This window comes from Rhodococcus sp. C1 (assembly GCF_020809065.1).
Lineage (GTDB): Bacteria > Actinomycetota > Actinomycetes > Mycobacteriales > Mycobacteriaceae > Rhodococcus_F > Rhodococcus_F qingshengii.
The window spans coordinates 229,502-253,130 of record NZ_CP078080.1 but is presented as its reverse complement, the minus strand read 5'-3'; the positions used below and the strand labels follow the sequence as shown (position 1 = coordinate 253,130).

13 protein-coding genes are annotated in these 23,629 nt (G+C 64.4%); 4 read left to right on the top strand and 9 right to left on the bottom strand.

What is annotated here, in order from left to right:
- Nucleotides 1-39 precede the first annotated feature (39 nt).
- The 3 genes from KTR60_RS01100 (at nt 40) to KTR60_RS01090 (ending at nt 7,022) form a co-directional block, all read left to right on the top strand.
- Nucleotides 40-309 carry a helix-turn-helix domain-containing protein gene (locus KTR60_RS01100; RefSeq protein WP_003943854.1) on the top strand — a complete coding sequence of 90 codons (270 nt, stop codon included), beginning with the start codon at nt 40-42 and terminating at the stop codon, nt 307-309.
- Between the two features lie 49 nt (nt 310-358).
- A complete protein-coding gene (locus KTR60_RS01095; RefSeq protein ID WP_372509971.1) occupies nt 359-3,646 on the top strand; it encodes an arabinosyltransferase domain-containing protein in 3,288 nt (1,095 codons plus the stop codon).
- A 73-nt stretch (nt 3,647-3,719) separates the two neighbouring features.
- Nucleotides 3,720-7,022, top strand: a complete 3,303-nt coding sequence (locus KTR60_RS01090) for an arabinosyltransferase domain-containing protein (RefSeq protein ID WP_030535817.1) — start codon at nt 3,720-3,722, stop codon at nt 7,020-7,022.
- Here KTR60_RS01090 and KTR60_RS01085 read toward each other — a convergent pair.
- Nucleotides 7,019-7,969: a DMT family transporter gene (locus KTR60_RS01085; protein WP_003943901.1), complete on the bottom strand. Its 951-nt coding sequence runs from the start codon at nt 7,967-7,969 to the stop codon at nt 7,019-7,021. The two genes, KTR60_RS01090 and KTR60_RS01085, sit on opposite strands and share 4 nt — an antisense overlap.
- A 73-nt stretch (nt 7,970-8,042) precedes the next feature.
- Here KTR60_RS01085 and KTR60_RS01080 point away from each other — a divergent pair, with 73 nt between their 5' ends.
- Nucleotides 8,043-8,954, top strand: a complete 912-nt coding sequence (locus KTR60_RS01080; RefSeq protein ID WP_065351773.1) for a LysR family transcriptional regulator — start codon at nt 8,043-8,045, stop codon at nt 8,952-8,954.
- Here KTR60_RS01080 and KTR60_RS01075 read toward each other — a convergent pair.
- From KTR60_RS01075 to KTR60_RS01040, 8 genes are all read right to left on the bottom strand, one after another.
- A complete protein-coding gene (locus KTR60_RS01075) occupies nt 8,951-10,492 on the bottom strand; it encodes an acyl-CoA carboxylase subunit beta (RefSeq protein ID WP_003943957.1) in 1,542 nt (513 codons plus the stop codon). The two genes, KTR60_RS01080 and KTR60_RS01075, sit on opposite strands and share 4 nt — an antisense overlap.
- The gene (gene pks13 / locus KTR60_RS01070) at nt 10,489-15,432 is read right to left on the bottom strand and encodes a polyketide synthase Pks13 (RefSeq protein WP_007731814.1); all 4,944 of its coding nucleotides are present in this window, start codon (nt 15,430-15,432) and stop codon (nt 10,489-10,491) included. Before pks13 ends, KTR60_RS01075 begins: the two co-directional genes overlap by 4 nt.
- A 37-nt stretch (nt 15,433-15,469) precedes the next feature.
- Nucleotides 15,470-17,359: a long-chain-fatty-acid--AMP ligase FadD32 gene (gene fadD32 / locus KTR60_RS01065; protein WP_003943899.1), complete on the bottom strand. Its 1,890-nt coding sequence runs from the start codon at nt 17,357-17,359 to the stop codon at nt 15,470-15,472.
- 182 nt (nt 17,360-17,541) lie between these two features.
- Entirely contained in the window at nt 17,542-18,537 is a 996-nt protein-coding gene (locus tag KTR60_RS01060; RefSeq protein ID WP_007731815.1) for an LLM class F420-dependent oxidoreductase, read from the bottom strand.
- 205 nt (nt 18,538-18,742) lie between these two features.
- Complete coding sequence (locus KTR60_RS01055) at nt 18,743-19,696, bottom strand: cutinase family protein (protein ID WP_003943848.1); 954 nt, start codon at nt 19,694-19,696, stop codon at nt 18,743-18,745.
- Nucleotides 19,697-19,705: 9 nt separating this feature from the next.
- Nucleotides 19,706-20,257 carry a DUF732 domain-containing protein gene (locus KTR60_RS01050; RefSeq protein ID WP_003943980.1) on the bottom strand — a complete coding sequence of 184 codons (552 nt, stop codon included), beginning with the start codon at nt 20,255-20,257 and terminating at the stop codon, nt 19,706-19,708.
- A 106-nt stretch (nt 20,258-20,363) separates the two neighbouring features.
- Complete coding sequence (locus KTR60_RS01045; protein ID WP_162114001.1) at nt 20,364-22,247, bottom strand: alpha/beta hydrolase-fold protein; 1,884 nt, start codon at nt 22,245-22,247, stop codon at nt 20,364-20,366.
- A gap of 252 nt (nt 22,248-22,499) precedes the next feature.
- Nucleotides 22,500-23,510, bottom strand: a complete 1,011-nt coding sequence (locus tag KTR60_RS01040; protein ID WP_007731818.1) for an alpha/beta hydrolase — start codon at nt 23,508-23,510, stop codon at nt 22,500-22,502.
- Between the last annotated feature and the right edge of the window lie 119 nt (nt 23,511-23,629).

Here is a 23,629-nt window from a genome sequence, read left to right as displayed (position 1 = left end):
TTCCTTGTCGAATAACTATACCGGTATTACTATAAGCACATGGTGCGCGTGCCGCTGACGGCGGAAGAACTCGAACGAGGACTACGACTGGGTGAACTCCTGCGATCGGCGCGGGGCGACCGAAGCATGGTTCAGGTAGCGCTCGACGCCGGCATCTCGGTCGAAACTCTGCGCAAGATCGAAACCGGCCGCATCGCGACACCCGCCTTCTTCACCATCAGCGCGGTCGCGGAAGTGTTGGGTATTTCACTCGACACCATCGCCCGAACACTTGAAACACCACAATCCGAACAGGAAGTTGCATCCTGAGTAGTTCTCTCAGGATGTGCGGGCCCGCACTCGCCTAACATCGTTCCTTGTGCCGTCTGAAGTAGTAGTGCCCCCGAAACCCGTGCCCACTGGCCCCGAAGCTCCCCGAGAATCGGATTCCCAGAGAGTCCGGACGGCACGACTCATCGCGATAGTCACCGGCCTTCTTGGCCTGCTTCTTGCACTCGCTACGCCCTTCCTGCCCGTCAAGCAGGAAGCCGCGAGCATCGACTGGCCGCAGGGTGGGACCGTCAACAGCGTTTCGTCGCCGCTGATCTCCTACTCGCCCACATCGCTCGACATCACCATCCCGTGTTCCACCCTCGGCCAGTTGGGCGGCAGCGGCGGCACACTGCTCTCGACCATGCCGAACGGGGCGCCGGACCGAAACGCCCGCGGCCTCACCGTCCGCACCACTGCCGACCGCCTCGAAGCACTCATCCGCGATTCGGTATTGATCTCGACCCCGCTCGATCAACTGAGCGGGTGCACGGCGATCACCATCACGACCAACTCCGAGCAGACCGTCGCGGCGGTCACCGGTATCGACGGCGTCGGCACCACCCTGACCGGTGACTACCGCCCACAGGTTGTCGGCATCTTCACCGACTTGCAGGGCGCAGCGCCCGCCGGACTGTCCGCCCACATGGACGTCGACTCCCGGTTCTCGTCCAGCCCCACACTTCTCAAACTGTTCGCGATGATCGTCGCGGCACTCTCGACCATCGTCTCGCTGTACGCACTGCACCGGATCGACGGCGTCGACGGCCGTCGTGCACGGCGGTTCCTGCCGGCGCGATGGTGGAAGTTCACCGGCATCGACGCCCTGGTTATCGGCACGCTGGCGCTGTGGCATGTGTTCGGCGCCAACACTTCCGACGACGGTTACCTGCTCGGCATGGCCCGGGTCTCGGAGCACTCCGGGTACATGGCCAATTACTTCCGCTGGTTCGGAGTCCCCGAAGCGCCGTTCGGTTGGTACTACGACGTGCTGGCATTGTTCGCGAAGGTCAGCACCGCGAGCATGTGGATGCGCCTGCCCGCGCTGATCGCCGGCATTCTGTGTTGGATGGTGATCAGCCGCGAGGTGATCCCGCGACTCGGTGTTGCGGTGCGCCGCAACAAGGTTGCCATCTGGACCGGCGGGCTCGTGTTCCTCGCCTTCTGGTTGCCGTACAACAACGGCCTGCGCCCCGAGCCCATCATCGCCCTCGGCGCTCTGCTCACGTGGTGCTCCATCGAACGCGCCATCGCTACCGGACGTCTGTTGCCCGCCGCGATGGCCGTGCTGATCGCCGCATTCTCGCTGGCCGCCGGACCTTCCGGGTTGATCGCGATCGGCGCGTTGATCGCCGGCGCCCGGCCGATCCTGCAGATCCTGATCGCCCGCGGCAAACGCGTCGGCTTCCTGTCCCAGATCATGCCGATTCTCGCCGCCGGAACCGTGGTGCTCGTCGCGGTCTTCGCAGATCAAACCCTCGCGACAGTTCTCGAATCGACCAGAGTGCGAACGGCCGTCGGGCCGAACGTTCCGTGGTTCGAGGAACGGTTGCGTTGGGACGCACTGATGACCATCTCCCCCGACGGCTCACTGGCCCGCCGCTTCGGCATGTTCGTCATGATCGTCGGACTCGTCTTCTGCGTCATGATGATCCTGCGCAAGGGCCGGATCCCCGGCACCGCTATCGGGCCCTCGCGCCGAATCCTCGGCATCGTGTTCGCGTCGCTGCTCCTGATGCAGTTCACCCCCACCAAGTGGACTCACCACTTCGGTGTGTACGCCGGTCTGGCCGCCACGGTGGCCGTCCTCGCTGCCGTCGGTGTGAGTGCGTCGAGCATGCGTTCCAAACGAAACCGCGCGCTGTTCGCCGCGGGCATCCTGTTCATCCTCGCTGTGGCGTTCACGAGCTCCAACGGCTGGTGGTACGTCTCGAGTTACGGCGTCCCGTGGTGGGACAAGCCGCCGTCAATCGCCGGCAAGGGATTCTCGACGGCCTTCCTCGGCCTCACGATTCTCGCGCTGCTGCTGGCCGCGTGGTACCACGTCATGGAGCCGCGCCGGCGAAACGGCACGGAGGACAGCGTCAAGAAGACCAGGCGACTCCGCCTTCTCGCCCCGTCACCGTTGACCATCGCGGCCGGAGCGGTCGTGCTGTTCGAGGTGCTGTCCCTGCTCAAGGGCGCGGTCGCGCAGTACCCCGCGTATTCGATCGGCAAGTCCAACATCGAATCCGTCTTCGGCGGAAGCTGCGGTCTCGCGGGTGAGGTACTCGTCGAGTCCGATCCGAACGCCGGCGTTCTGCAATTGACGGATCGGCCCACCGATCTCGCCGGCGCAGGTGCATTCGGTGCGAGCGAATCAACCGGGTTCTCGCCGGACGGGGTTGCAGGCGACCTCACGGCCGACGCAGAAGACTCGACGGCAGGCAGTGCAAACAGCCTCGACACCTCGACCTCGCAGTCCGGCACCACCACGCCGGGAACCGGATCCGGCACCGCCGGTGGCTCGCAGTCGACGGCCGGCGTCAACGGCAGCAACGTCGCGCTCCCGTTCGGGCTCGACCCCGCAAAAACCCCGGTGCTCGGTAGTTACGGAGCACCTCAGAACGCGTCACTGACCACCGGTTGGTATTCACTCCCCGAGCGCAACGACGCCGCACCGCTCCTGACCGTCGCGGCCGCCGGACGCATCCGCTACGTCAACTCCGACGGCATCGTCACCCCCGGCGCAGTGCTGCAGGTCGAGTACGGCAAGAAGCAGGCCGACGGGAGCGTCGACGCACTGGGACGTGTCGATCCGATCGACATCGGCCCGTCGCCGTCGTGGCGCAACCTGCGCGTTCCGATGGATCAGCTGCCCGCAGACGCCGACACCGTGCGTCTGGTGGCCAGTGACACCGACATCAGCGCCGACCAGTGGCTGGCGGTCACACCGCCACGAGTGCCGACCATGCGCACGCTGCAGGACGTCGTCGGATCCACCGATCCCGTGCTGATGGACTGGGCTGTCGGTCTGGCCTTCCCGTGCCAACGTCCGGTGGATCACCTGTACGGCGTCGCCGAGATCCCCGACTGGCGCATCCTGCCCGACCGCATCGGCGCGGAGTCCACCAACGCCTGGCAGGACCACTACGGCGGCGGACCGCTCGGCTGGACTACCGAACTGCTCTCGGCCAGGGCATTGCCGACCTATCTGGACAACGACTGGGATCGTGACTGGGGATCGCTCGAGCAGTACACACCGCTCGATTCGGACGCGGTTCCCGCGCAAATGAACGTCACCACCGAGACCCGATCGGGCACCTGGACACCGGGCCCGATTCGTTACCAGTCGTAACTGTTACGCGTGGACCTACCAACCACCCAGGCACGGTAGGTCCACGCTCAGCCCTGACATACCATCGGTAGCCGTGCCCGACGCCGTGACAGCTTCACCTCAGACTTCGAGTTCGCCGCCTCCTGCTGGTCAGGATGCCCGCGAGCGTTTCCATCGCACGCGATGGGTCGCGATCATCGCCGGCTTGCTCGGCTTCGTGCTCGCACTGGCAACTCCGCTGCTTCCCGTCGTGCAGACGACGGCTTCGGTCAACTGGCCGCAGAACGGTGTGATCGGCGACGTCGAGGCACCGCTGATGGCGCAGGTTCCCATCGACGTCAACGCATCGATCCCCTGTACCGCGGTCAGCTCGTTGCCGGAGGGCGGCGGCATCCTGCTGTCGACGGCACCTGCACAGGGCGACGGCGCGGCACTGTCGTCGATGTTCGTCCGGGTGTCCGCGACGAGCGTCGACGTGCTCGATCGCAACGTCGTCGTCGCTTCGGCGGCACGCGAGGACGTCGAGTCCAGTCGCTGTGGCGCCATCGCGTTCAGCTCCGACGTCAACCGAACCACGGCAGAGTTCGTCGGACTGACGTATCCCGACGGCAACCCGATTCGTGGCCAGCTCGACGGTGACTTCCGCCCGCAGGTGGTCGGCGTCTTCAGCGACCTGCCCGACGGCGCTGCCCCCGAGGGCCTCGGCTTCTCGATGACGATCGACTCACGTTTCTCCTCGAGCCCCAGCGTCTTGAAGCTGGTCGCGATGATCGTGGCCGTCCTCTCGACCATCGTCGCGCTGGTCGCCCTGGCTCGCCTCGACGGCACCGACGGCCGCAAGCACCGACGCTTCCTGCCCGCACGCTGGTGGAAGTTCTCCGGTATCGACGGAGTGGTGGTCGGCACGCTCGTCGTGTGGCACTTCATCGGCGCGAACACCGCCGACGACGGCTACCTCCTCACCATGGCCCGAGTCTCACCGGACGCGGGATACATGGCCAACTACTTCCGTTGGTTCGGCGTTCCCGAGGCCCCGTTCGGTTGGTATTACGAAGTGCTGGCCGTGATGGCGAAGATCTCGACCGCGAGCCCGTTCATGCGTCTGCCCGCTCTGCTCGCCGGAATCCTCTGCTGGATGGTCATCAGCCGCGAGGTCGTCCCGCGTCTCGGGCGGGCGGTTCGCCGGAGCAACGTCGCCCTCTGGACCGGCGGTCTGGTGTTCCTGTCCTTCTGGCTGGCGTACAACAACGGTCTTCGCCCCGAGCCCATCGTGGCTCTCGGCGCACTGCTCACCTGGTGCTCCATCGAGCGCGCCATCGCCACCGGACGTCTGCTGCCCGCGGCCACGGCAATCTTGATCGGCGCCTTCACTCTTGCCGCCGCACCCACCGGATTGATGTGTATCGCAGCCCTTCTCGCCGGTGTGCGCCCGTTGGTGCGCATCGTCGTCAAGCGTCACCGACTGGTCGGCACCCTGCCGCTTCTCGCTCCGATCGCCGCTGCCGGAACCATCGTGCTGGTGGTCATCTTCGCCGACCAGACCTTTGCCGGTGTCATGGAGGCCACGCGCGTCCGAACGATCATCGGCCCCAATCTCGAGTGGTACCAGGACTTCCTGCGCTACTACTACCTCTTCGTCCAGACGGTCGACGGCTCGGTTGCCCGACGCTTCGCGTTCTTGACGATGATCCTGTGCCTCTTCACGACGCTCTTCGTGTTGTTGCGCCGCGGCCGCGTCCCCGGCGCGGCAACCGGTCCGTCGTGGCGCCTGGTCGGCGTCGTCTTCGGCACGATGTTCCTGATGATGTTCAACCCCACCAAGTGGACTCACCACTTCGGTGCGTACGCGGGCATCGCCGGTTCTCTCGCCGCGCTGACCGCCGTGGCCGTGTCCGCGTCCGCCCTGCGCTCGCGTCGTAACCGATCGGTGTTCGTGGCCGGACTGCTCCTGATGCTCGCGTTGACGTTCGCCGGCATCAACGGCTACTGGTACGTCTCGAGTTACGGCGTGCCGTGGTTCGACAAGACCATCTCCTACGACGGCCGTGAATCCAACACCCTGTTCCTCGCACTCTTTGCTCTCGCCTTGGCCTTTGCCGCCTGGCAGTACCTGCGTGAGGGATTTGCCGCCCCGCCCGAGAAGCCGAACACGGCCAAGGGCAGACGAATTCGCAAGTTCGCGGCCGCTCCCCTCACCGTGATTGCCGGTCTGATGGTCCTGTTCGAGGTGCTCTCGCTACTCAAGGGTGCAGTGTCGCAGTACCCGGCGTACTCGCTGGGCCGAAGCAACATCGAGGCACTCGCGGGCAAGACCTGCGGCATGGCCGAGGACGTTCTGGTCGAGACCGACGTCAATTCCGGGAATCTGCGGCCTCTGACCGCTCCCGGATTCAACGCCGAGGATCCGTTGTCGGGAGTTGATTCGAAGGGCTTCTCCCCCAATGGGGTTCCCAGCGATCTGACTGCGGATTACATCGAAGTCAAGCAGGGCATGGGCAATACCGACAGCCAGAGTGTCGGTCCCACCTTCGCCACCGGTTCCGGTGCCGGAACCAGCGGCGGCACCGGCAACGTCGGCGTCAACGGCAGCACGGCCAAGCTCCCCTTCGGCCTCGATCCGTCGAAGACACCGGTCATGGGCAGCTACCAGCCCGGCGTGCAGGAACCTGCTTCCCTCATCTCGAGTTGGTACGGATTGCCCACTCGCAGTGAAGAATCACCGCTGGTGGTCATGTCCGTCGCCGGGCGTGTGTGGTCCGTCGACAACACGGGTGCGATCACGTACGGCCAGTCACTGCTGGTCGAGTACGGCAAGACTCAGCCCGACGGAACCGTGCAGGTTCAGGGTTCGTACATGCCGCGAGACATCGGACCCGCGCCGTCGTGGCGCAACGTCCGTATCCCGATCGACGAACTCGCGCCGGACGCCGACGCCGTTCGGGTGGTCGCGTTCGATCCCAATCTCACGGGCGATCAGTGGATGGCGTTCACGCCGCCGCGCGTGCCCAAGCTCGAGTCCCTGAACTCGTACATCGGCAACGAGCAGCCGGTGCTTCTGGACTGGGCTGTCGGCCTTCAGTTCCCGTGCCAACGTCCGTTCACACATCAGAACGGCGTGGCCGAGATGCCGAACTTCCGCATCCTCCCGGACCGTCCTCTTGCGGTCAGTTCCACCGACACCTGGCAGTCCGCGGACAACGGTGGCCCGCTCGGATTCACCGAGGTTCTTGCCGGTGCGACGACGGTTCCGACGTACCTGAAGGACGACTGGGCGCGGGACTGGGGATCACTCGAGCGCTACGACCGGTACTTCCCCAATGCGGTTCCGGCAGAGGTGGAGACGGGCACCGCAACCCGCTCGGGCATGTGGATGCCCGGCGAGATGCGGGTGCATTAGCCTGCGCTACCTACTCGGGTGACTGCTCGGGTGCGACGTACGGAGACGGCCGAGACCGCTCCGACAACGACGACGCACCCGAGTAGTTGCCCAACGCCTGGCCGTTCGCCGAGCAGCACAACTGCCAGCAGTACGGCGAGTACCGGTTGCATGAGCAGGAGCGTCGCGCCCACCTCGGCGGGAAGCCGAGGGAGCGAGTGCCCCATCAGCATCCAGCCGAACACCTGGCCGACCAGTGCCAGTGCCGCGAGCCAGCCGAACGCTTCCCAGCCCGGGACGAAATCGATCCGGCCCCACAGTGATCCGATGACGGACCCGGCGATGCCCGCGGACGTCGTCGAGATCAGCACCTGGCTCGCGGCCCGATCCGCCTCGCCCGTCCGGCCGACCACGAAGATGTAGCCGCCGTAGGCGATTCCGGAGACGAGCGAGAGCGCCGTTCCCCACAGCAAGTCGTCGCCGGTTCCCCCGCCCCCGAACACGCCGCCCGCCAAGGCGATTCCCGTGAACATGAACGGCAGGGCGAAGACGAACCGCATCGGCACCCGATTGCCGAATACCAACCAGGACAGTGCGGGCACCACGACCACCTGCACGTTCACGACGACGCTCGCCATCCCCGCGCCGATCATCAGAATCGACTGCGACCACAACGCGAAATCCAGTCCGAGCAGCAGACCGCCGAGCACCTGCAGAACGACTGCCCGCCGGCTCGGCTTGCCCACCCGGCGGTACTCCCGCCACGCCAACCACAACAGCGGCGGCAGGGCCAGGAAGCAACGGAAGAAGACGGCCGTCGAGGGCCCGACATCAGCCAACTTGATGAGGAGCGAACTGATCGAGATCGCGGCTGCGCCTCCGACGACGAGCAATCGAGGGTCGATGCGCCCCCGAGGAGTTCGGGTGGGTGTCGGTGTCTGCGCGGTCGCGGAGGTCAGTGTGGTCACTCGACAATGTTCCTGCCGCTAACTATTCAGCACAAGCAAATGTTCAGACCGTATATTCGGTAGCATTACTACTGTGTTGAATCTCGAAAGACTCCGCGCCCTGCACGCTGTCGCCGAGAACGGATCAGTAGCGGCGGCCGCCCGCACTTTGCATGTCACACCATCCGGGATTTCGCAGCAGTTGAACAAACTCGAGCGAGAGGTCGGTGTTCCGCTCCTCGAACCGCAGGGCCGCGGTGTACGACTTACCGAAGCGGGCCGAATCCTCGCGCGCCGAACCGCAGAGGTTCTCTCGACGCTCGCCCAGGCCGAGGCGGAAATCGCGTCGCTGCAGAGCGAGGTGACGGGCCGCGTACGTATCGGCGCCCTGGTCTCCCCCAGCAGGACGGTGCTGCCGCGAGCCATCGCCGAAATCAGGCATGCGCACCCGCAGCTCGAAATCACCTTCAACGAAGGCGAATCCGAAGAACTGCTCCCCGCACTGATTCGCCGCGACCTCGACGTCGTGGTGGTCGACAGTTGGAGCACTCTGCCCGTCGAACTTCCCGACGGACTCTCCTTCACGCCCGTGTACGACGACGTGGCGCTGCTCGCTCTCCCGACGTCACATCCGCTGGCGGAGAACAAGGTCGTCGCGCTCAGCGAGCTGTCCGAGCATGCCTGGGCGACGTGGACACGGGGAACGGACTTTCACACCTTCACCGTCCGGACCCTGCGCGCGCAGGGGTTCGACCCACGAATCGAGTACGAGGTCGCCGAGTTTCCCACCCAGGTCGAATTCGTCGCTCAGGGCCTCGCCGTCGCATTGATTCCACGTCTGGCGAGAGTTGTACCGCCGGAAGGTGTTCGAATGCTCGACACGGTTCCGCCGCTCGGCCGAGACATCTACCTCGCCTGGCGGACAGACAGCGAAAGGCCGGCCGTCCTGGCGGCGATAGAAGCGCTACGCCGCCAGTTCGACGCCCTCGGTGACAAAAAGAACTAGAGCGGCATCAAGTTGTGCTTGCGCGGGTTCTTGAAGATCGTCTTGTCCGCGAGCAACTTCAGAGCCTTACGGATCTCGAGACGCGTCTGCGAAGGCTCGATCACCGCGTCGATGTATCCGCGCTCGGCCGCGATGTACGGCGTCGCGACGAACTCGTTGTAGAAGTTGATCAGCTGAGCACGCACCGCGGGTGCATTCTCACCGGCCTCGGCGAGCTGACGCCGCCCCATGATGTTGACGGCACCCTCGGCGCCCATCACGGCGATACGAGCGGTCGGCCACGCGAGGTTGATGTCGGCACCGAGCTGCTTGCAGCCCATGACGGCATAACCGCCGCCGTACGCCTTACGAACCACCACAGTCACCTTCGGCACAGTGGCTTCGATGTACGAGAACAGGAAACGCCCGCCGCGCTTGATGACGCCGACCTTTTCCTGATCGACGCCGGGAAGGAAGCCCGGTGTGTCGACGACGAAGACGAGCGGGATGTTGAAAGCGTCGCACAGACGCACGAAGTGGGCGGCCTTGTCGGAGCTGTCCGCGTCGAGGGCGCCACTGAGGTACGTGGGCTGGTTGGCCACGACACCGACGGGCAGGCCGTCGACGCGGGAGAATCCGGTGATCACGTTGTGCGCGACCTGGGCTCCGATTTCGTGGAAAGTGCCGTCGTCGAAGATCCGCAGAATGATGTCGTGCATGTCGTAGCCGGCGTTGTCGGCATCCGGCATGAACGCATTGAGTTCGAGATCCGACTCGGTGATCTCGGGTTCGAGGCCCGGGTTGATCAGCGGCGCCTTCTCCTGGCACGACGACGGCATGAAGCTCAGGTACTCACGCACCCAGTCGAAGGCAGCCTTCTCGTCGGGAGCGACGTGATGGATGTTTCCGTACTCCGCCTGCTTGCGGGCTCCACCCAAGTCCTCGAGGCTGACCTCTTCGCCGGTGACCGACTTGATGACGTCGGGTCCGGTGACGAACATGTACGACTCTTCGGTCGCGACCACGACGTCCGTGTTGATCGGGGCGTACACGGCACCGCCGGCGCATTTACCGAGGATGACCGAGATCTGCGGGCACAGGCCGGACAACGGCTCCTGACGTGAACCCATGTTGGCGTACCAGGCCAACGAGGAAACGGCGTCCTGGATGCGAGCTCCACCGGAATCGTTGATACCGACGACCGGGCAGCCCACCTTCAGCGCAAAATCGTTGACAGCTGCGACCTTACGGCCGAACATCTCTCCGGCGGCACCGCCGAACACCGTCTGATCGTGCGCGAACACGGCTACCGGACGCCCGTCGACGGTTCCGTGACCGGTCATGACGCCGTCGCTGTACGGGTTGCCCTCGCCCGCCATCTTCACCAGGGCACCGATCTCGATGAAGCTACCGGGGTCGAGCAACATGTCGATGCGCTGGCGCGGCGTGCTGTGCCCTGCTGCATCGCGCTTGGCAATGGCCCGAGCCGAGCCGGGTTCCTTTGCCTTCTCCAACTTTTCGCGGAGTTCAGCGAGCTTCTCCGCGGTGGTTGTCGTCACTTCTGAACTCCGGTTTCCGCTGCTTTGGTCTGAGCTGTCTCGATCTGGGCCAGCTTGGTGGTGAGGTCTGCCGCAACCTTCGCGATGTACGGCTCGTCGACGATCTGCAGGTGGTCCCCGCCGATGTAGACGACCTCGAGGTTCTTCACGTAGTCACCCCAGCCACCATCCGCCTTGCGGGTCTTGAATGCAGGCTCGAGCGTCATCAGCTCGTCGTGGTACTTGTCAGCCATGTAGAGCACGACGTCGCCGTCGTAACTGCTGAACTCGGCCGTCTGGATGGCGCGATTGTCCAACCACGACGTCCGCTGATGCTCGATGATGCCGCCGGGAATCTTGGCGCCGCTCATCTTGATCATGTCCATCAAGATCTGGATCTGATCCTCGTCGGCTTCGGTGGAAGCCAGAACGTCAAGCGGCAGCGGCACATCCAGGTTGTAGGTGCGCTTGGCGAACTTGCCGTAGCGCTCCCAACGCTTGCGTCGTTCCGCCTCGGTGTCCGGCACGACCTCGCCGGCCATGACGGTGTCGAGCAGCCCGACCACACGCACGTCGGCGCCCTGCTCGCGCAGCAACTTCGCGACCGCATACGACATCACGCCACCGAACGACCAGCCACACAGCACGTACGGCCCGTCGCCCTGGATCTCACGCAGCAGCGGAACGTAAGCAGCAGCGCGGGTTTCGATCGAGCCCTCGACCCGCTCGAATCCGTACATCGGCGTGCCGGCGGGCAGGCGCTTGAGCAGAGGCTCGTACGTCACCGTCGAACCACCGGCAGCATGGAAGACGAATACCGGTACGGCAGTAGAACCTTCGGGGCGGGCACGCAGAGTACGCACGAGTCCGTCGATCTTGCCGTCGTCCTCGAGGTACTGGCGAACGACGTCCGCAAGCTCTTCGATGGTGGTGGAGTCGAGAACGTCGTCGAGAGTGATCTCGCCACCGGCACGCTCGGAAAGCCGAGCAGCAAGCTTCTCGGCGACCTCGTCACCGACGATCGGCAGATCGTTGAAGATGCCCTTGGCCGACTTCCCGGTGACAACCGCCCACGTCGCAAACGTCAAGCGCTCGGCCGCATCTCGCGGCGGAACGTCCGAGCCTGCGTCGTCGGCAGTTCCGGCTCGAGAAGGATCGGAAGGCGCAGCAGCAACCGGAGCAGTGGTAGGTAGTTCCACTGCCACCTCGGCGGGAGCAACGTCCTCGTCAGCAGCGTCGGCCGCCAACTTCTCCGCGGCCTGCTTGTCGGCCATCGCCTGAACCTCTTCGCGATTGTCGATCGCGTAGCGCAGGTACTTGTTGACCTCGTTGAGGCTCGCATCCTTGACTGCCTGGAGCTGGAGCTGCGGAATGTCGAACTCGTACTCGACGCGGTTCTTGATACGCATCGCCATGAGCGAGTCGAGACCCAGTTCGATGAGCGGAACCTCGGCCGGCAGATCCTCCGGCGAGTACCCCATCGACTCGGCTACCACGATCTTGAGGCGGTCGTCGAGGCTCTGCGAACCGTTCGGATCCCACTTGTCTCCGGCGTCTTCGACGACCTCGGCCAGGGATTCCATCGGCGCACTGGTCTTGACCGGCGCGCTGACGACCAGCTCGGGCAGCGGCTCACCGGACGTGACGACGGCGTCGAACAGCAAACGGAACGTAGCACCCTCACGGGCGTGCACCTGCACCGACGCTCCACCCGGATGCGGGTTGAGTGTCGTGGTCAGGGTCGCAGCGCCGGCCAGCTCACCATGGGGAACGGCAGCGGTGAGAGCGACATCCGAGAGCACCTGTCCGGCAGCAGCGCTCACGAGCACAGCCAGATCGGTGACGGCGGATGCGTCGACCTCCCATACGTGGCGGCCGTCGGGCAGAGCGACGTGCGAACCGGGTACGCGAGCCGAACCGCCGGCACTGACGCGAATGTCGAGCCAATACGGCTTACGCAGGAATGCGGTACGCGGAACCGAAGCGAAATCGCCTGCGGGAAGCAGAGACTCGAGGTTCACGGCATGGCCGTGCACGTACAGCTGCGCGAGAGCGGCAAGAACACCCGCGGACTCGTCTTCCTTACGCTTGAGCGTCTGGATGAGCTCCATGTCGTGCAGGCCCGAATCGAAAGCGGTAGCCGCCACCGACATCAGCGTCACCGGGTTGGGTGCAAGCTCGACAAAAGTGGTGTGGCCGTGGGCAACTGCACCGCGTACCGCATTGGTGAAGTACACGCTGTGGCGAAGACCCTTGACCCAGTACGCCTCTTGATGGATCGGCTCGTGACCGGGACGGTAGAAAGTGTCCTTGTCGACGGACGAGTAGACGCCGAGCTTCAACGTGGTCGGCTCGATACCGGCCAACTCCGCGGCAAGCTCGCCGAGCAACGGATCGACCTGTGAGGTGTGGCTGGCACCCTTGGTCTGCAGGACACGCGCCATCTTGCCGTCGGCCTCGGCGGCCGCGACGATCGCCTCGATGTCCGGCTGTGGTCCACCGATCACCGTGTGCGTCGGAGCTGCGTAAACACAGACCTCGAGCTTGGGGTACGTGGGCAGTAGCGCCTCGATCTCGGATGCGCTGTACTCGAGCAGAGCCATCAGACGGATGTCGTCACCGACAAGTGCGCCCTCGGCCTCACCCATCAGCCGTGAACGTGAACAGATCACGCGGACAGCGTCTTCCAGGTTCAGGCCGCCGGAAACGTACGCGGCAGCGGCCTCACCCATCGAGTGCGGAACCACGGCTTCGGCCTCGGCGCCGTGGTGACGCAGCAACGCGGCCAGACCGACCTGGATGGTGAAGATTCCCACCTGCGCGGTCTCGACGTTGTACTCGATCGAATCGTCGAGGAACATCTCGACCATCGAGTAACCGGCCTCGTCCTGGATCAGCGCGTCGACCTCGTCGACGGCCGCCTTGAAGGCCGAGTTCTCCGTGTAGAGCTGCTTGGCCATCTTGCGGTGCTGCGAGCCGAAGCCCGAGAACACCCACACCGCGCCCTTGGGCGACGGCGAGTCGGCGGAGAAGACTCCTTGAGCAGGCTTGCCTGCGGCGACGGCGCGCAGCGAGCTGATGGCCTCGGAGCGCGTCTTCGCCAGAACAGCGGCGCGCGAGCGTCCGTGGTTGCGACGCGCGAGTGTGCGGGCGACGTCGGCGAGGGGCGTCTTGCTTCCCTCTTCGGTTTCGAGCCAGTCGGCCAGATCAGCGGCTGCGCGGCGACGACGCGACGGCAGCGCGCCGGACACGGCCAGCACAACGGTGCTCTCGTTCTCTGCTGCCGGTTCGTCGACCACCGGGGCATCCACAACCGGTTCATCGACTACCGCGTCGGCAGGTACGTACTCCTTGACCACGACGTGCGCGTTGGTTCCACCGAAACCGAAACCGGAGACACCGGCGACAGCCTTGCCGGTGTAGCGCGGCCAGTCGGTGGCCTCGGGCGTCACCTGCAGGTGCGACTTCTCGAAGTCGATGTGCGGGTTCGGGCCCAGGTAGTTGATCGTCGCGGGAATCTTGTTTTCCTGCATCGCCAGAACGACCTTGATCAGGCCGGCGGCGCCCGCAGCTGCTTCCAGGTGCCCGAAGTTGGTCTTCGCACTACCGAGCAGAGCCGGCTTGTCTTCGTCACGACCACGACCGACGACACGACTGAGCGCGTCGGCCTCGATGGGATCACCGAGATCGGTACCCGTTCCGTGCGCCTCGATGTAGTCGACGGTGGTCGGCAAGATTCCGGCGTCGCGGTACGCGAAACGCAACACGTCGGCCTGGGCATCGGGATTGGGTGCGAGCAGACCGTTGGAACGGCCGTCCTGGTTGACCGCGGATCCGGCGATCACCGCGAGGATGGAATCTCCGTCACGCTCGGCGTCTTCGAGACGCTTGAGCACGACGAGTCCGCCGCCCTCACTGCGAACGATGCCCTGAGCCTGAGCGGAGAAGGCACGCAGTTTTCCGTCGGGAGCAAGCATCCCGGTCTGATCGAAACCGAGGGTTCCGGGAGGGGCCAGCAGCATGTTGACGCCACCGGCCAGCGCGATGTTGGAGTCACCGCTGCGCAGCGAGCGCACAGCCTCGTGAACGGCAACCAGCGAAGACGAACACGCGGTGTCCAGAGCGATGGACGGTCCACGGAAGTCGAAGAAGTACGAGACCCGGTTCGCGACGATCGCCGTCGACGTTCCGGTCAACGCGTACGGATGCGCCGTCGTCGGATCACTGACCGCGAGCAACTGGTAGTCGTTGGCGGAACTGCCGATGAAAACACCGACCTGCTTGCCCTTGAGCCCACTGGCCGGAATGCGAGCGTGCTCGAGTGCTTCCCACGCGAGTTCGAGTGCGAGGCGCTGCTGCGGATCGACGTTGACGACCTCGAGCGGAGACATCGCGAAGAACTCGGCGTCGAAGCCCTTGACGTCGTCGAGGTACCCGCCCTTGGTGTTCGCGTTCTCGACCGCGGCCTTGATGGCGGGATCCGACATGAACTCGGCCCAGCGGTCCTCGGGGAGGTCGCTGATGCCGTCGCGTCCGTCCGCCAGCATTTCCCACATGTCCGAAGGCGTGTGCCCGGCACCGGGGAATCGTGTGGACAGTCCGACGATGGCGATGTCGTGAGCGTCCGTCGTGCCGCCTGAGACGTAGTACGAGGCGTCGACGGTCTCCTGCGGCGCCTCGGGCTCACCTTCGATGATCCGAGTAGCCAGCGAAGCGATGGTGGGGTGTTGATAGGCAACCGTGGCGGTCAGCGTGACGCCGAGCAGATCCTCGATGTCTCCGCTCAGAGCGACTGCGTCCCGCGAGGCGAGCCCGAACTCTTCCATCGGGCGATCGTCCGTGATCGAACCCGCCGGCTGACCGGTCGCGTTGGCGATCCAATTGCGAAGCCACTCACGCAGCTGCGCGACACTCATCTCGCTCACAACGTCTTTGCTCTGCGCACCATCTTGTTCAACCATCAACTCACCAAGCCACCGATCATGAAGGGACTGCTCCTCAAACGCTATCGGGGAATGCGGTCTGCTGATAGCCGCCTCGCAACGTTCCCTCGATATAGCTCGCCTTACACGCGCGGCGAGCGATCTTGCCGCTGGACGTACGCGGAATCGAACCCGCGGGGACGAGCAGGATGTCTCGGGCCGTAACACCGTGACGGGAAGAAATCGCCGCACGCACGGTGTCCGCGATCGGCTGCGGATCGGCCTTGCCTGCGCCGGGAGCACGCTCGGCCACGATGACCAACTGCTCCGAGGAATCGTCGTCGTCGAACTTCAGACCCGAGTGCGTGTTGGAGAACACGACGGACGGCAGCTGGTTGGCCGGTACGGCAAACGCAGCGATGAAGCCGGGGCGCAGAGCCGGGCTGGCTTCCTGAGCCGAAGCCTCGAGGTCCTGCGGGTAATGATTGCGACCGTCGACGATCACGAGGTCCTTGACGCGCCCGGTGATGTACAGCTCGCCGTCGACGTAGACGCCGAAGTCGCCGGTACGCATCCAGTTGGCATCCGCCGGCGTGCCCTCGGTGTGGCTGTCTTCGCTCAACCGATTGTCCAGCTTGTTGTGGAAGGTCTCCGCCGTCTCGTCGGGGCGACCCCAGTAGCCGATACCGATGTTCTCGCCGTGCAACCAGATCTCGCCGACGTGATTGTCGGGGACCTCGGTCAGCGTCTCGGGATCGACGATCGCCGCCCACTGACTGCGCGAGACGTACCCACAGGAGACCTGCGCGATTGCGTTCTCGGAGTACTGGTCGACGATGACCATGCGTCCCTTGTTGAGTTCCGTGCGGTCGACGTAGATGACCTTGGCCTCGTCGGAATGCTTGGTCGAGGAGACGAAGAGCGTCGCCTCAGCCATGCCGTACGACGGCTTGATCGCAGTCTTGGGCAGACCGTACTGAGCAAAAGCGTCGTTGAACTTGCGCATCGACGACGTCGTGACCGGCTCACTGCCGTTGATCAGTCCGATGACGTTGCTCAGGTCCAGGGTCTCGCCGTCCTTCGGCAGGCCACGCGCGGCAGCGTGCTCGAAAGCGAAGTTGGGAGCGGCAGCAAAGGTGCCGGCGCCGTCGGAAACCGCAGCAAGTTCCTTGATCCACCGGTACGGCCGCTGCACGAAAGCGCGCGGGCTCATGATGGTGATGTACTTGCCGCCCAGAGCAGGCAGGATGACCGTCAGCAGGCCCATGTCGTGGAACAGCGGCAGCCATGTGACGCCGCGTGAGTCCTCGTTGAGTTCGATGGAGTCGACCATCTGGAGCGCGTTCGTTCCGACAGCACGATGGGTGATCTCCACGCCGGCGGGAACTCGGGTCGAACCCGAGGTGTACTGCAGGTACGCGATGTCGTCGAGTTCGATGTCGGGACGAACCCACGTTTCACCGACGGTGTCGGGAATCGCGTCGACGGCGATGATGCGCGGACGCTCGGCAGCGGGAAGCGAGCGGAACAACTGTCGAACACCGGCTGCCGACGATGCGGCAGTCAGAATCGCAGTCGGCTTGCAGTCACCGAGAACAGCGTGAAGACGGTCGGTGTGACCGGGCTCGTCCGGATCGAAGAGCGGCACCGCGATGGAACCGGCCTGAATGGCCGCGAAGAACGAAATGACGTAGTCGAGTCCCTGCGGAGCAAGAATCGCGACACGGTCGCCACGCTTGGTGACCTGCTGCAGACGGGCTGCAACAGCGCGCAGACGCACACCGAACTGCTCCCAGGTCAGCTCCAGGGCTTCACCGTCACGCTCGCGTGAGTAGTCGATGTACCGATACGCGAGCTCGTCCGCGTTGACACGCGAGTGTTGCTCGACGTAGTCGACCAGCGTGAAGCCTGGTTGCAGGCGGATCTGGCCCTTCTCGTCGAGAAAGCCATCGAACAGCGCGTTCATTCCATCTCCTCCGAAGCGATCACACAAGCACTGTCTTTCATGCCTGCGCCCCAGACTTCCTTCGCTCTCTCGGGTCCATCTTCGATCAATCGAATCGCACTTTGTGCGCAACTCACCTGAATCACTTCATCGATCCCAAACCATCGATATGTTACAGATTCGCATCGTCCGTATTCTCCGGCCTACTCGCCCGCCAGTAACGGGATGATCGGGGCGAACGCTTCCATCTGCGTCGGGAAGACCCCGACGTACGACATCGACGTCTTCTCGCGGACCAGTCGAATCTGGTCTGCGATTTCCTCGAAAGTGCCCACAGCCAGGTATGGAGAGTTCAACAGCTCCTCCACGCTCAGCTTACGATCCACTTCGATGTTCGGCGGAAAACCTTGGTCCAGAGCGGCGATTGCCATTTCGGCAGCCTGCTCTCGATCGTCGGTGATCATGATCATGGTGATGGTCCAGTTGAGTTCGATCTCATCGAAACGCTCGCCGGCAGCTTCGCGGATCCGCTCGACACGTTCGATGGTCTTTTCCATCGTGATTCCGGAGAGCAGAAGCCGCCCGTCACGGTTGGTCGGTGTGGCGACCGAGATGATGTCCGCGTACTTCGCCGCGAGAGCAAGCATCTTCGGGCCTCCGCCGCCCACGATGATCGGTGGCCGCGGGCCCTGCCGCGGTCGCGGGCTGCCCTTGAGGCCGCGCACCTGATAGTGCTTGCCTTCGAAAGTGCATTCCTGCCCGCGCAGAAGAACGTCGAGAATCTGCAGAGACTCCTCGAGCTTCTCGATGCGAACGCCCGGACTTTCGTAGGCGATGCCGCCCTTGTCGAACTCTTCCTTCATCCAGCCCGCACCGATACCGAGTTCGAGTCGACCACCGGACAGCACGTCGATAGTCGCCGCGTCCTTCGCGAGCACAGCAGGATGACGGAAGCCGTTGGCCAACACGGCGGTGCCGAGACGAATCTTGTCGGTGGCCACCGCGAGCGCTCCGAGAGCGGCGATCGGGCCGACCTGATTACCCAGGTGATCCGGAATCATGAACGAGTCGTAGCCGAGTTCCTCGGCCTTCTGCGCGAGCTTGACGAAGCGTCGCGCACCACCCTCTTCGGCGTTGCCCTCGCCACCGGCCGCAAACCGAAATTTGCGTAGGGCATCGCTGCCGTGGGTGGAACTCATATATCGATCTCCTGTGATGGACACGTACGTCGTACTCGAACTACAAACTCGGACAAATCGAACCTACTCGCCAGTCACTTACGTGACAGCACTGTAGAGGAAGCCCCCGGACCGTGCAGCACTCTACCGGGACCAAACGAGCAGATTACCCGCGAGCGAACTCCCGAGACGCCCGATTGTGACGAATCAACAGTGCGGCGGTGACTCAACTGTGGGGCGGCGTCGGTGCAGCGTCGATCTTCTCCGCAGCCCACTGTGCCATCCATTGGGTGGCCGTCGTGCCGTTCGGATCGACTTGGAAGGAGTTGTACATCGCGTGCACAGGGTTGTTGTAGTACTCGAGCAGTCGCGGCGCCGAACTCAGCCAGTTGGTCGGGTTGAGAGCGGCTGCCGGCGCGTCGCAGATACCGTCGCTCGGCGCGCAGATCTGATAGGTCCGATCGTTGAGGTCACCGAACCCGCCGGGCCTCGGGCCGGTCATCGTGAGACCGGGCAGCTTCAGCCCGTTCAGCGACAGCTCGGCGCCGACACCGGCAACGCTCGGGCCAACGGTGTTCCCGAACGCCGGATCGCGCCGACCGTCGGCGATCAAGCCGACGCCCAGAACCAGATCGGCAGGCACCGCGCCGGTACCGTCGCCGATACTCGCGGCGACGTCACCCGCGATCACCGCGCCCTGGGAAAATCCGGTCAGGACGTAACTCGTGAGCGGGCACTCGGCGTGCCGCTTCATCAGAAAGTCGTTAGTGGCAGCAGTTCCCGCGGCCCGACTGTTGTTGTAGGACTGCTGTCCGTCCGGCGGGATCGCAACCGGATTCGAAAACTGTGCGACATACGGAACGGTGTAGACGTCGGCCCGTGAAGTATCGAACTTCTCCTGCAGAGGACGGGTCACGTTCAGCATCAACGACGCCGGATTGGCCGTCGGGTTGTACGGGTCGTCGGTAGCGCTCGACTCCCACGTACCCGGTATGGCTACTACCTGGACATCGGGGCAACTGGCCGGCTGAGACACCGGAGGCTCCGGGCTCGGCGGGATCGGAGTCGGCGAAGGCACCCGCCCGGCCAGGATGTACCAACCGCCGATCACGACCGCTGCGACCACAAGAATGATCAGCAGCGGGATCAGGCACCCACGACGCTTTCCAGACCTCGCCATGACCCGCGCCTACTTGCAGTAGGTGGCGTTGGCGACGTCGATGTAGATCTGAGCGTTCGCACCTGCCTGCTCGGGAGTGATCTGCTTGCCTTCCGCCGACGCTTCCTGGCCGACGAAGGCGGTCACGAAGGTCAGGACCTCGTCGTCGGTCTGAGGACCGGCAGCGCAGATGTAATTGGCCGTGTTGACGGCGATGCTTCCGTCACCGGCTGGGGTGATGCCCTTCGCCTTCAGTCCGTCGAGGAACTTCTGTGCCTCGGGACTGACCTCGACGACTGTGGGACCCGGGAAGCCCTCGATGCTCTGCGGCTGCTCCGGCGGCGCGGTGGCCGCGGCTCCCGGACTGGTGGGCGCAGCCGACGCCGTCGTGGTCGCAGAGGCGGACGCAGATGCCGAACCGCTCGAGGACGAAGCCGCCGCGGACGTCGTGGTGACCGGATTGGAGGTTGCAGTGGAGTCGTCACTACCGCACGCGACAAGCGCGCCACCGGTGGCGAGCGCCAGGGCGCCGACCGCGATCGCGCGTGCACAAGTGTTTCGGTTACCCGAGAAAAGCGACATCAATGTCCGTCCTTGCCTTCAGTCGAAAGTCCATCAACAGGTTACGCAACGCACGCGGGCGGGCACCGATCCGTGATCGGGCCCGCCCGTCGTGCACCACTGTGAGTTAGTGAACTTCTGTCTTGTCACCGATCACCGTGATGTAGCCGAACTGGAAGTTCTGCTGGACACCACCGGGAATGTCGAACTTGTCACTGATCGGGAATCCGAGTCGTCCACCTTCGTATCCGACGCTCTTCCAACCGTCGAACAGCGGACCGTTCTCGACGGACCATGCACCGGTGCCGGGGCTCCAGTAGATGTTGCCGCCCTCGAACTCGGTGAAGCGTCCGTTGTCCTTGATCGGAACCTCGTTCGACTTCGGGAATCCGAGCCAGCCGTTTTCCCAGCCGAGTTCGCCGTACTTGCCCATGATCATTCCGAGAACCGCGTGAGTTCCATTGGCGCTGCTGTACATTGCGCCGATCTCGAATCCCTGGACCTTGCCCGGCTTGCCGGGGGTCGCGATCTCGTCGGCAGTCGGGTAGCCGAGCGGGCCACCTTCCCAACCCTGTGCGGACCACTCGGCGAGGATGTCACCGCTGACGGGGTGAGCGCCGGTCTGCGGGGTCCAGTAGATGGAGCCGTTCTGGAAGTGGTTGAAGCGTCCGCGTCCGTCGGGGGTACCGAGTTCGGGGGTACGCGGGAAGCCGAGCGGGCCGGCCGCTGCTCCGGTGTTCATGTACGCGCCGGCGATACGACCGGCGACGGGCTGGGCGCCCGTTCCACTGGTGAAGTAGATGCGACCGTTGCGGAAGTCCTGTGCCAGGCCACCCGCGACGCTGTACTCGGGGGTGATGCAGTCACCGATCCAGCCGTTAGCTGCGGCCGTCGCACCGATCTCACCCGAAGTGCCGCAAGCCGGCTTCTCGACCTCGACGCCGATGGTGTTGGCCAACTGCGGCCACAGCTGATGAAGCTCGAACTGCCAGTACGGCCACGAGTGGGTTCCGGACGGGCGGTAGTTGACCTGCGCGGGGATTCCGAGCTGGTTGAGCTTGGTCGCGAAGGTCTGCGAGGTCAGGCGAGCGAGGATCTCGAGGCCCATGCCTGCGTAGTTGGTGCTCACGCCGGGAATTCCCGACGGCTGGTCGTACGGGCCGGTCGTACCGCTACCACTCGAGACGTACAGGCTGACGCCCTTGAGCTTCTCGGCGAGCGCGTACGGATCGTGTGCAGCCCACTGCGGGTTGGACGGCGGTCCCCACATCGCGGCGGAGTTGTATCCACCGGCGTCGGTCATCGCGAACTGGATTGCCTGAGGCATGCCGAGCGAGGTGGTGGTGAGGATGCCGGAGAGCGAAGCGGCGAACTTGAAGAAGCCGGGGTTGCGCGCCGTGAGGAACATGGCGGACGTGCCGCCCATCGACAGACCGACGACACCGCGTGTCTGCGTGGTCCGCCAGTCCTTTTCGAGGATGGGGGGCAGTTCCTTGGTCAGGAACGTCTCCCACTGGTAGTTCTTGCCGTTGTCGGGCTGGAGCCAGTCGGAGTAGAAGCTGGACTGACCGCCGACCGGGAGGATGACGTTGACGTTCTTGTCCGCGTAGAAGGACTCGGCGTCGGTCTCGTAGGTCCAGGCGTTCTCGTTGTCGGTCGCGCGAAGACCGTCGAGCATCCAGACCGAGGGGAAGCTGGCCGACGGATTGACGTTCCAATCGCGGGCCAAGAGGATCTGCACCTGAATCGGGGTGCCCATCGCGGGAGAGTTCACCCACAGCGCGACGCGACGCTCGCTGAGCCAGTCGACCTTCGTGACCGCTGCTCCGGTGGGGTTCTGGGTGGCGGCCGGTGCGGCCTGAGCAGGTGCCGGCGCGGCTGCCGCGGTTCCGGCCGTCGTCAAGCCCGCGGCGATCGGCAGAACCAGCATCGCTGCCAGTGCGCCGACGACCTTTGTCCGGAAGGTTGCCCGGGACCGGCGACGGTCCTCCGTGGCAAGGCCTACTCGCATGAGCTCACTCTCTTTCCTTACGTTCGGTCCGCGCGTCGATCGTGTGGCCGCCTGAGCAGCCAGACCCCCGTTGAAACTATTTCTACACGCAAACGATCCCCGCTTGGGGTAGCCGCGCTGTTACTGGTGGTGCAATTGTTACTGACATCGGGCGCTTGTGCAGCACCTGAATACACAAGTGCCGTCCCGGTTCTCCTTCGAGGAGTCCGGAACGGCACTGGTGAAGTGACTAGGTCACGGGATCGCGCACGATCACCAAGCGTTCATGGTGTCGAGGATCTGGCCGCGAGCCTTCCACAGCTCTGCCGACCAGTACGGCCACGAGTGCGTGCCGTTGGACGGGAAGCTGTAGGTGGCCGGGATACCCAGCGAGTTCATGCGGATCTGGAATGCACGAGTGTTGACCAGGGCGAGAGCCTCGAGGCCCATGCCGTTAGCCGTGTTGTAGTAATCGATCGGTGCGCGCGGGTGGTCGTATTCACCGGGCAGGCCGCTTGCCGACGAGATGTACATCGACAGGCCCTGCAGACGCGGTGCGAAGACGAACGGGTCGTTGCGCAGCCAGGACGGGCTCCACGGCGGTCCCCACATGGAGTCGACGTTGAAGCGACCGGCATCGAGCATTGCGACGCGGATTGCCTCGCGCATGCCCGGAGCCGAGATGTTCAGGTAGCCCGACAGCGAGCCGGCGAACTTGAACTGGTCACGGTGGTAAGCAGCCAGCGTCAGAGCAGCGCTGCCACCCATCGAGAGGCCGAGGACCGCGTTGTTGGTGGGCGAGACGCCGTAGTTCGCGAGGAAGTTGGGCAGTTCTTCGGTGAGGAAGGTTTCCCACTTGTACGTGATCTGCTGGCCGTTGAAGTTCGACGGTGCATACCAGTCGCTGTAGAAGCTGGACTCGCCGCCGACGGGCATCACGAGGGTGATGTTGTCGTTGCGGTACTGGTCCATCGCATTGGTCTCGAAGCTCCACGCGTTGGCGTCGTTACGCGCACGCAGGCCGTCGAGGAGGTAAAGGGCAGCGTTTCCGCCGCGAGCGGCCCACTGGACCTGGACCTTGATGTTGCCCATCGAGGAGGGCACCCACAGCTCGTCGTATCCGCCGGAGGGGGCGGTGTGGCTGGGGGCAGTGTGCGCAGGCGCAGCAGAGGCGACAGCACTACCGGCAACTCCTGCAGCAAGGGGGAGCACAAGTGCTGCGGCACCGATGGCCAACGCTCGGTGCTTGAGGCGCTGGGTCAGCCTCTTTCTGGCAAAACGCATGGATACTGCTCTCTCTCTTCGTCTGCGGAACCCACTCGGTGGAGTGGTTCCGGCGGATTCCGTCGGGGAACAGGCTTTTCTGCCAGCCCGAACGAGTTCGGGTCGGCAGCGGACCTCTT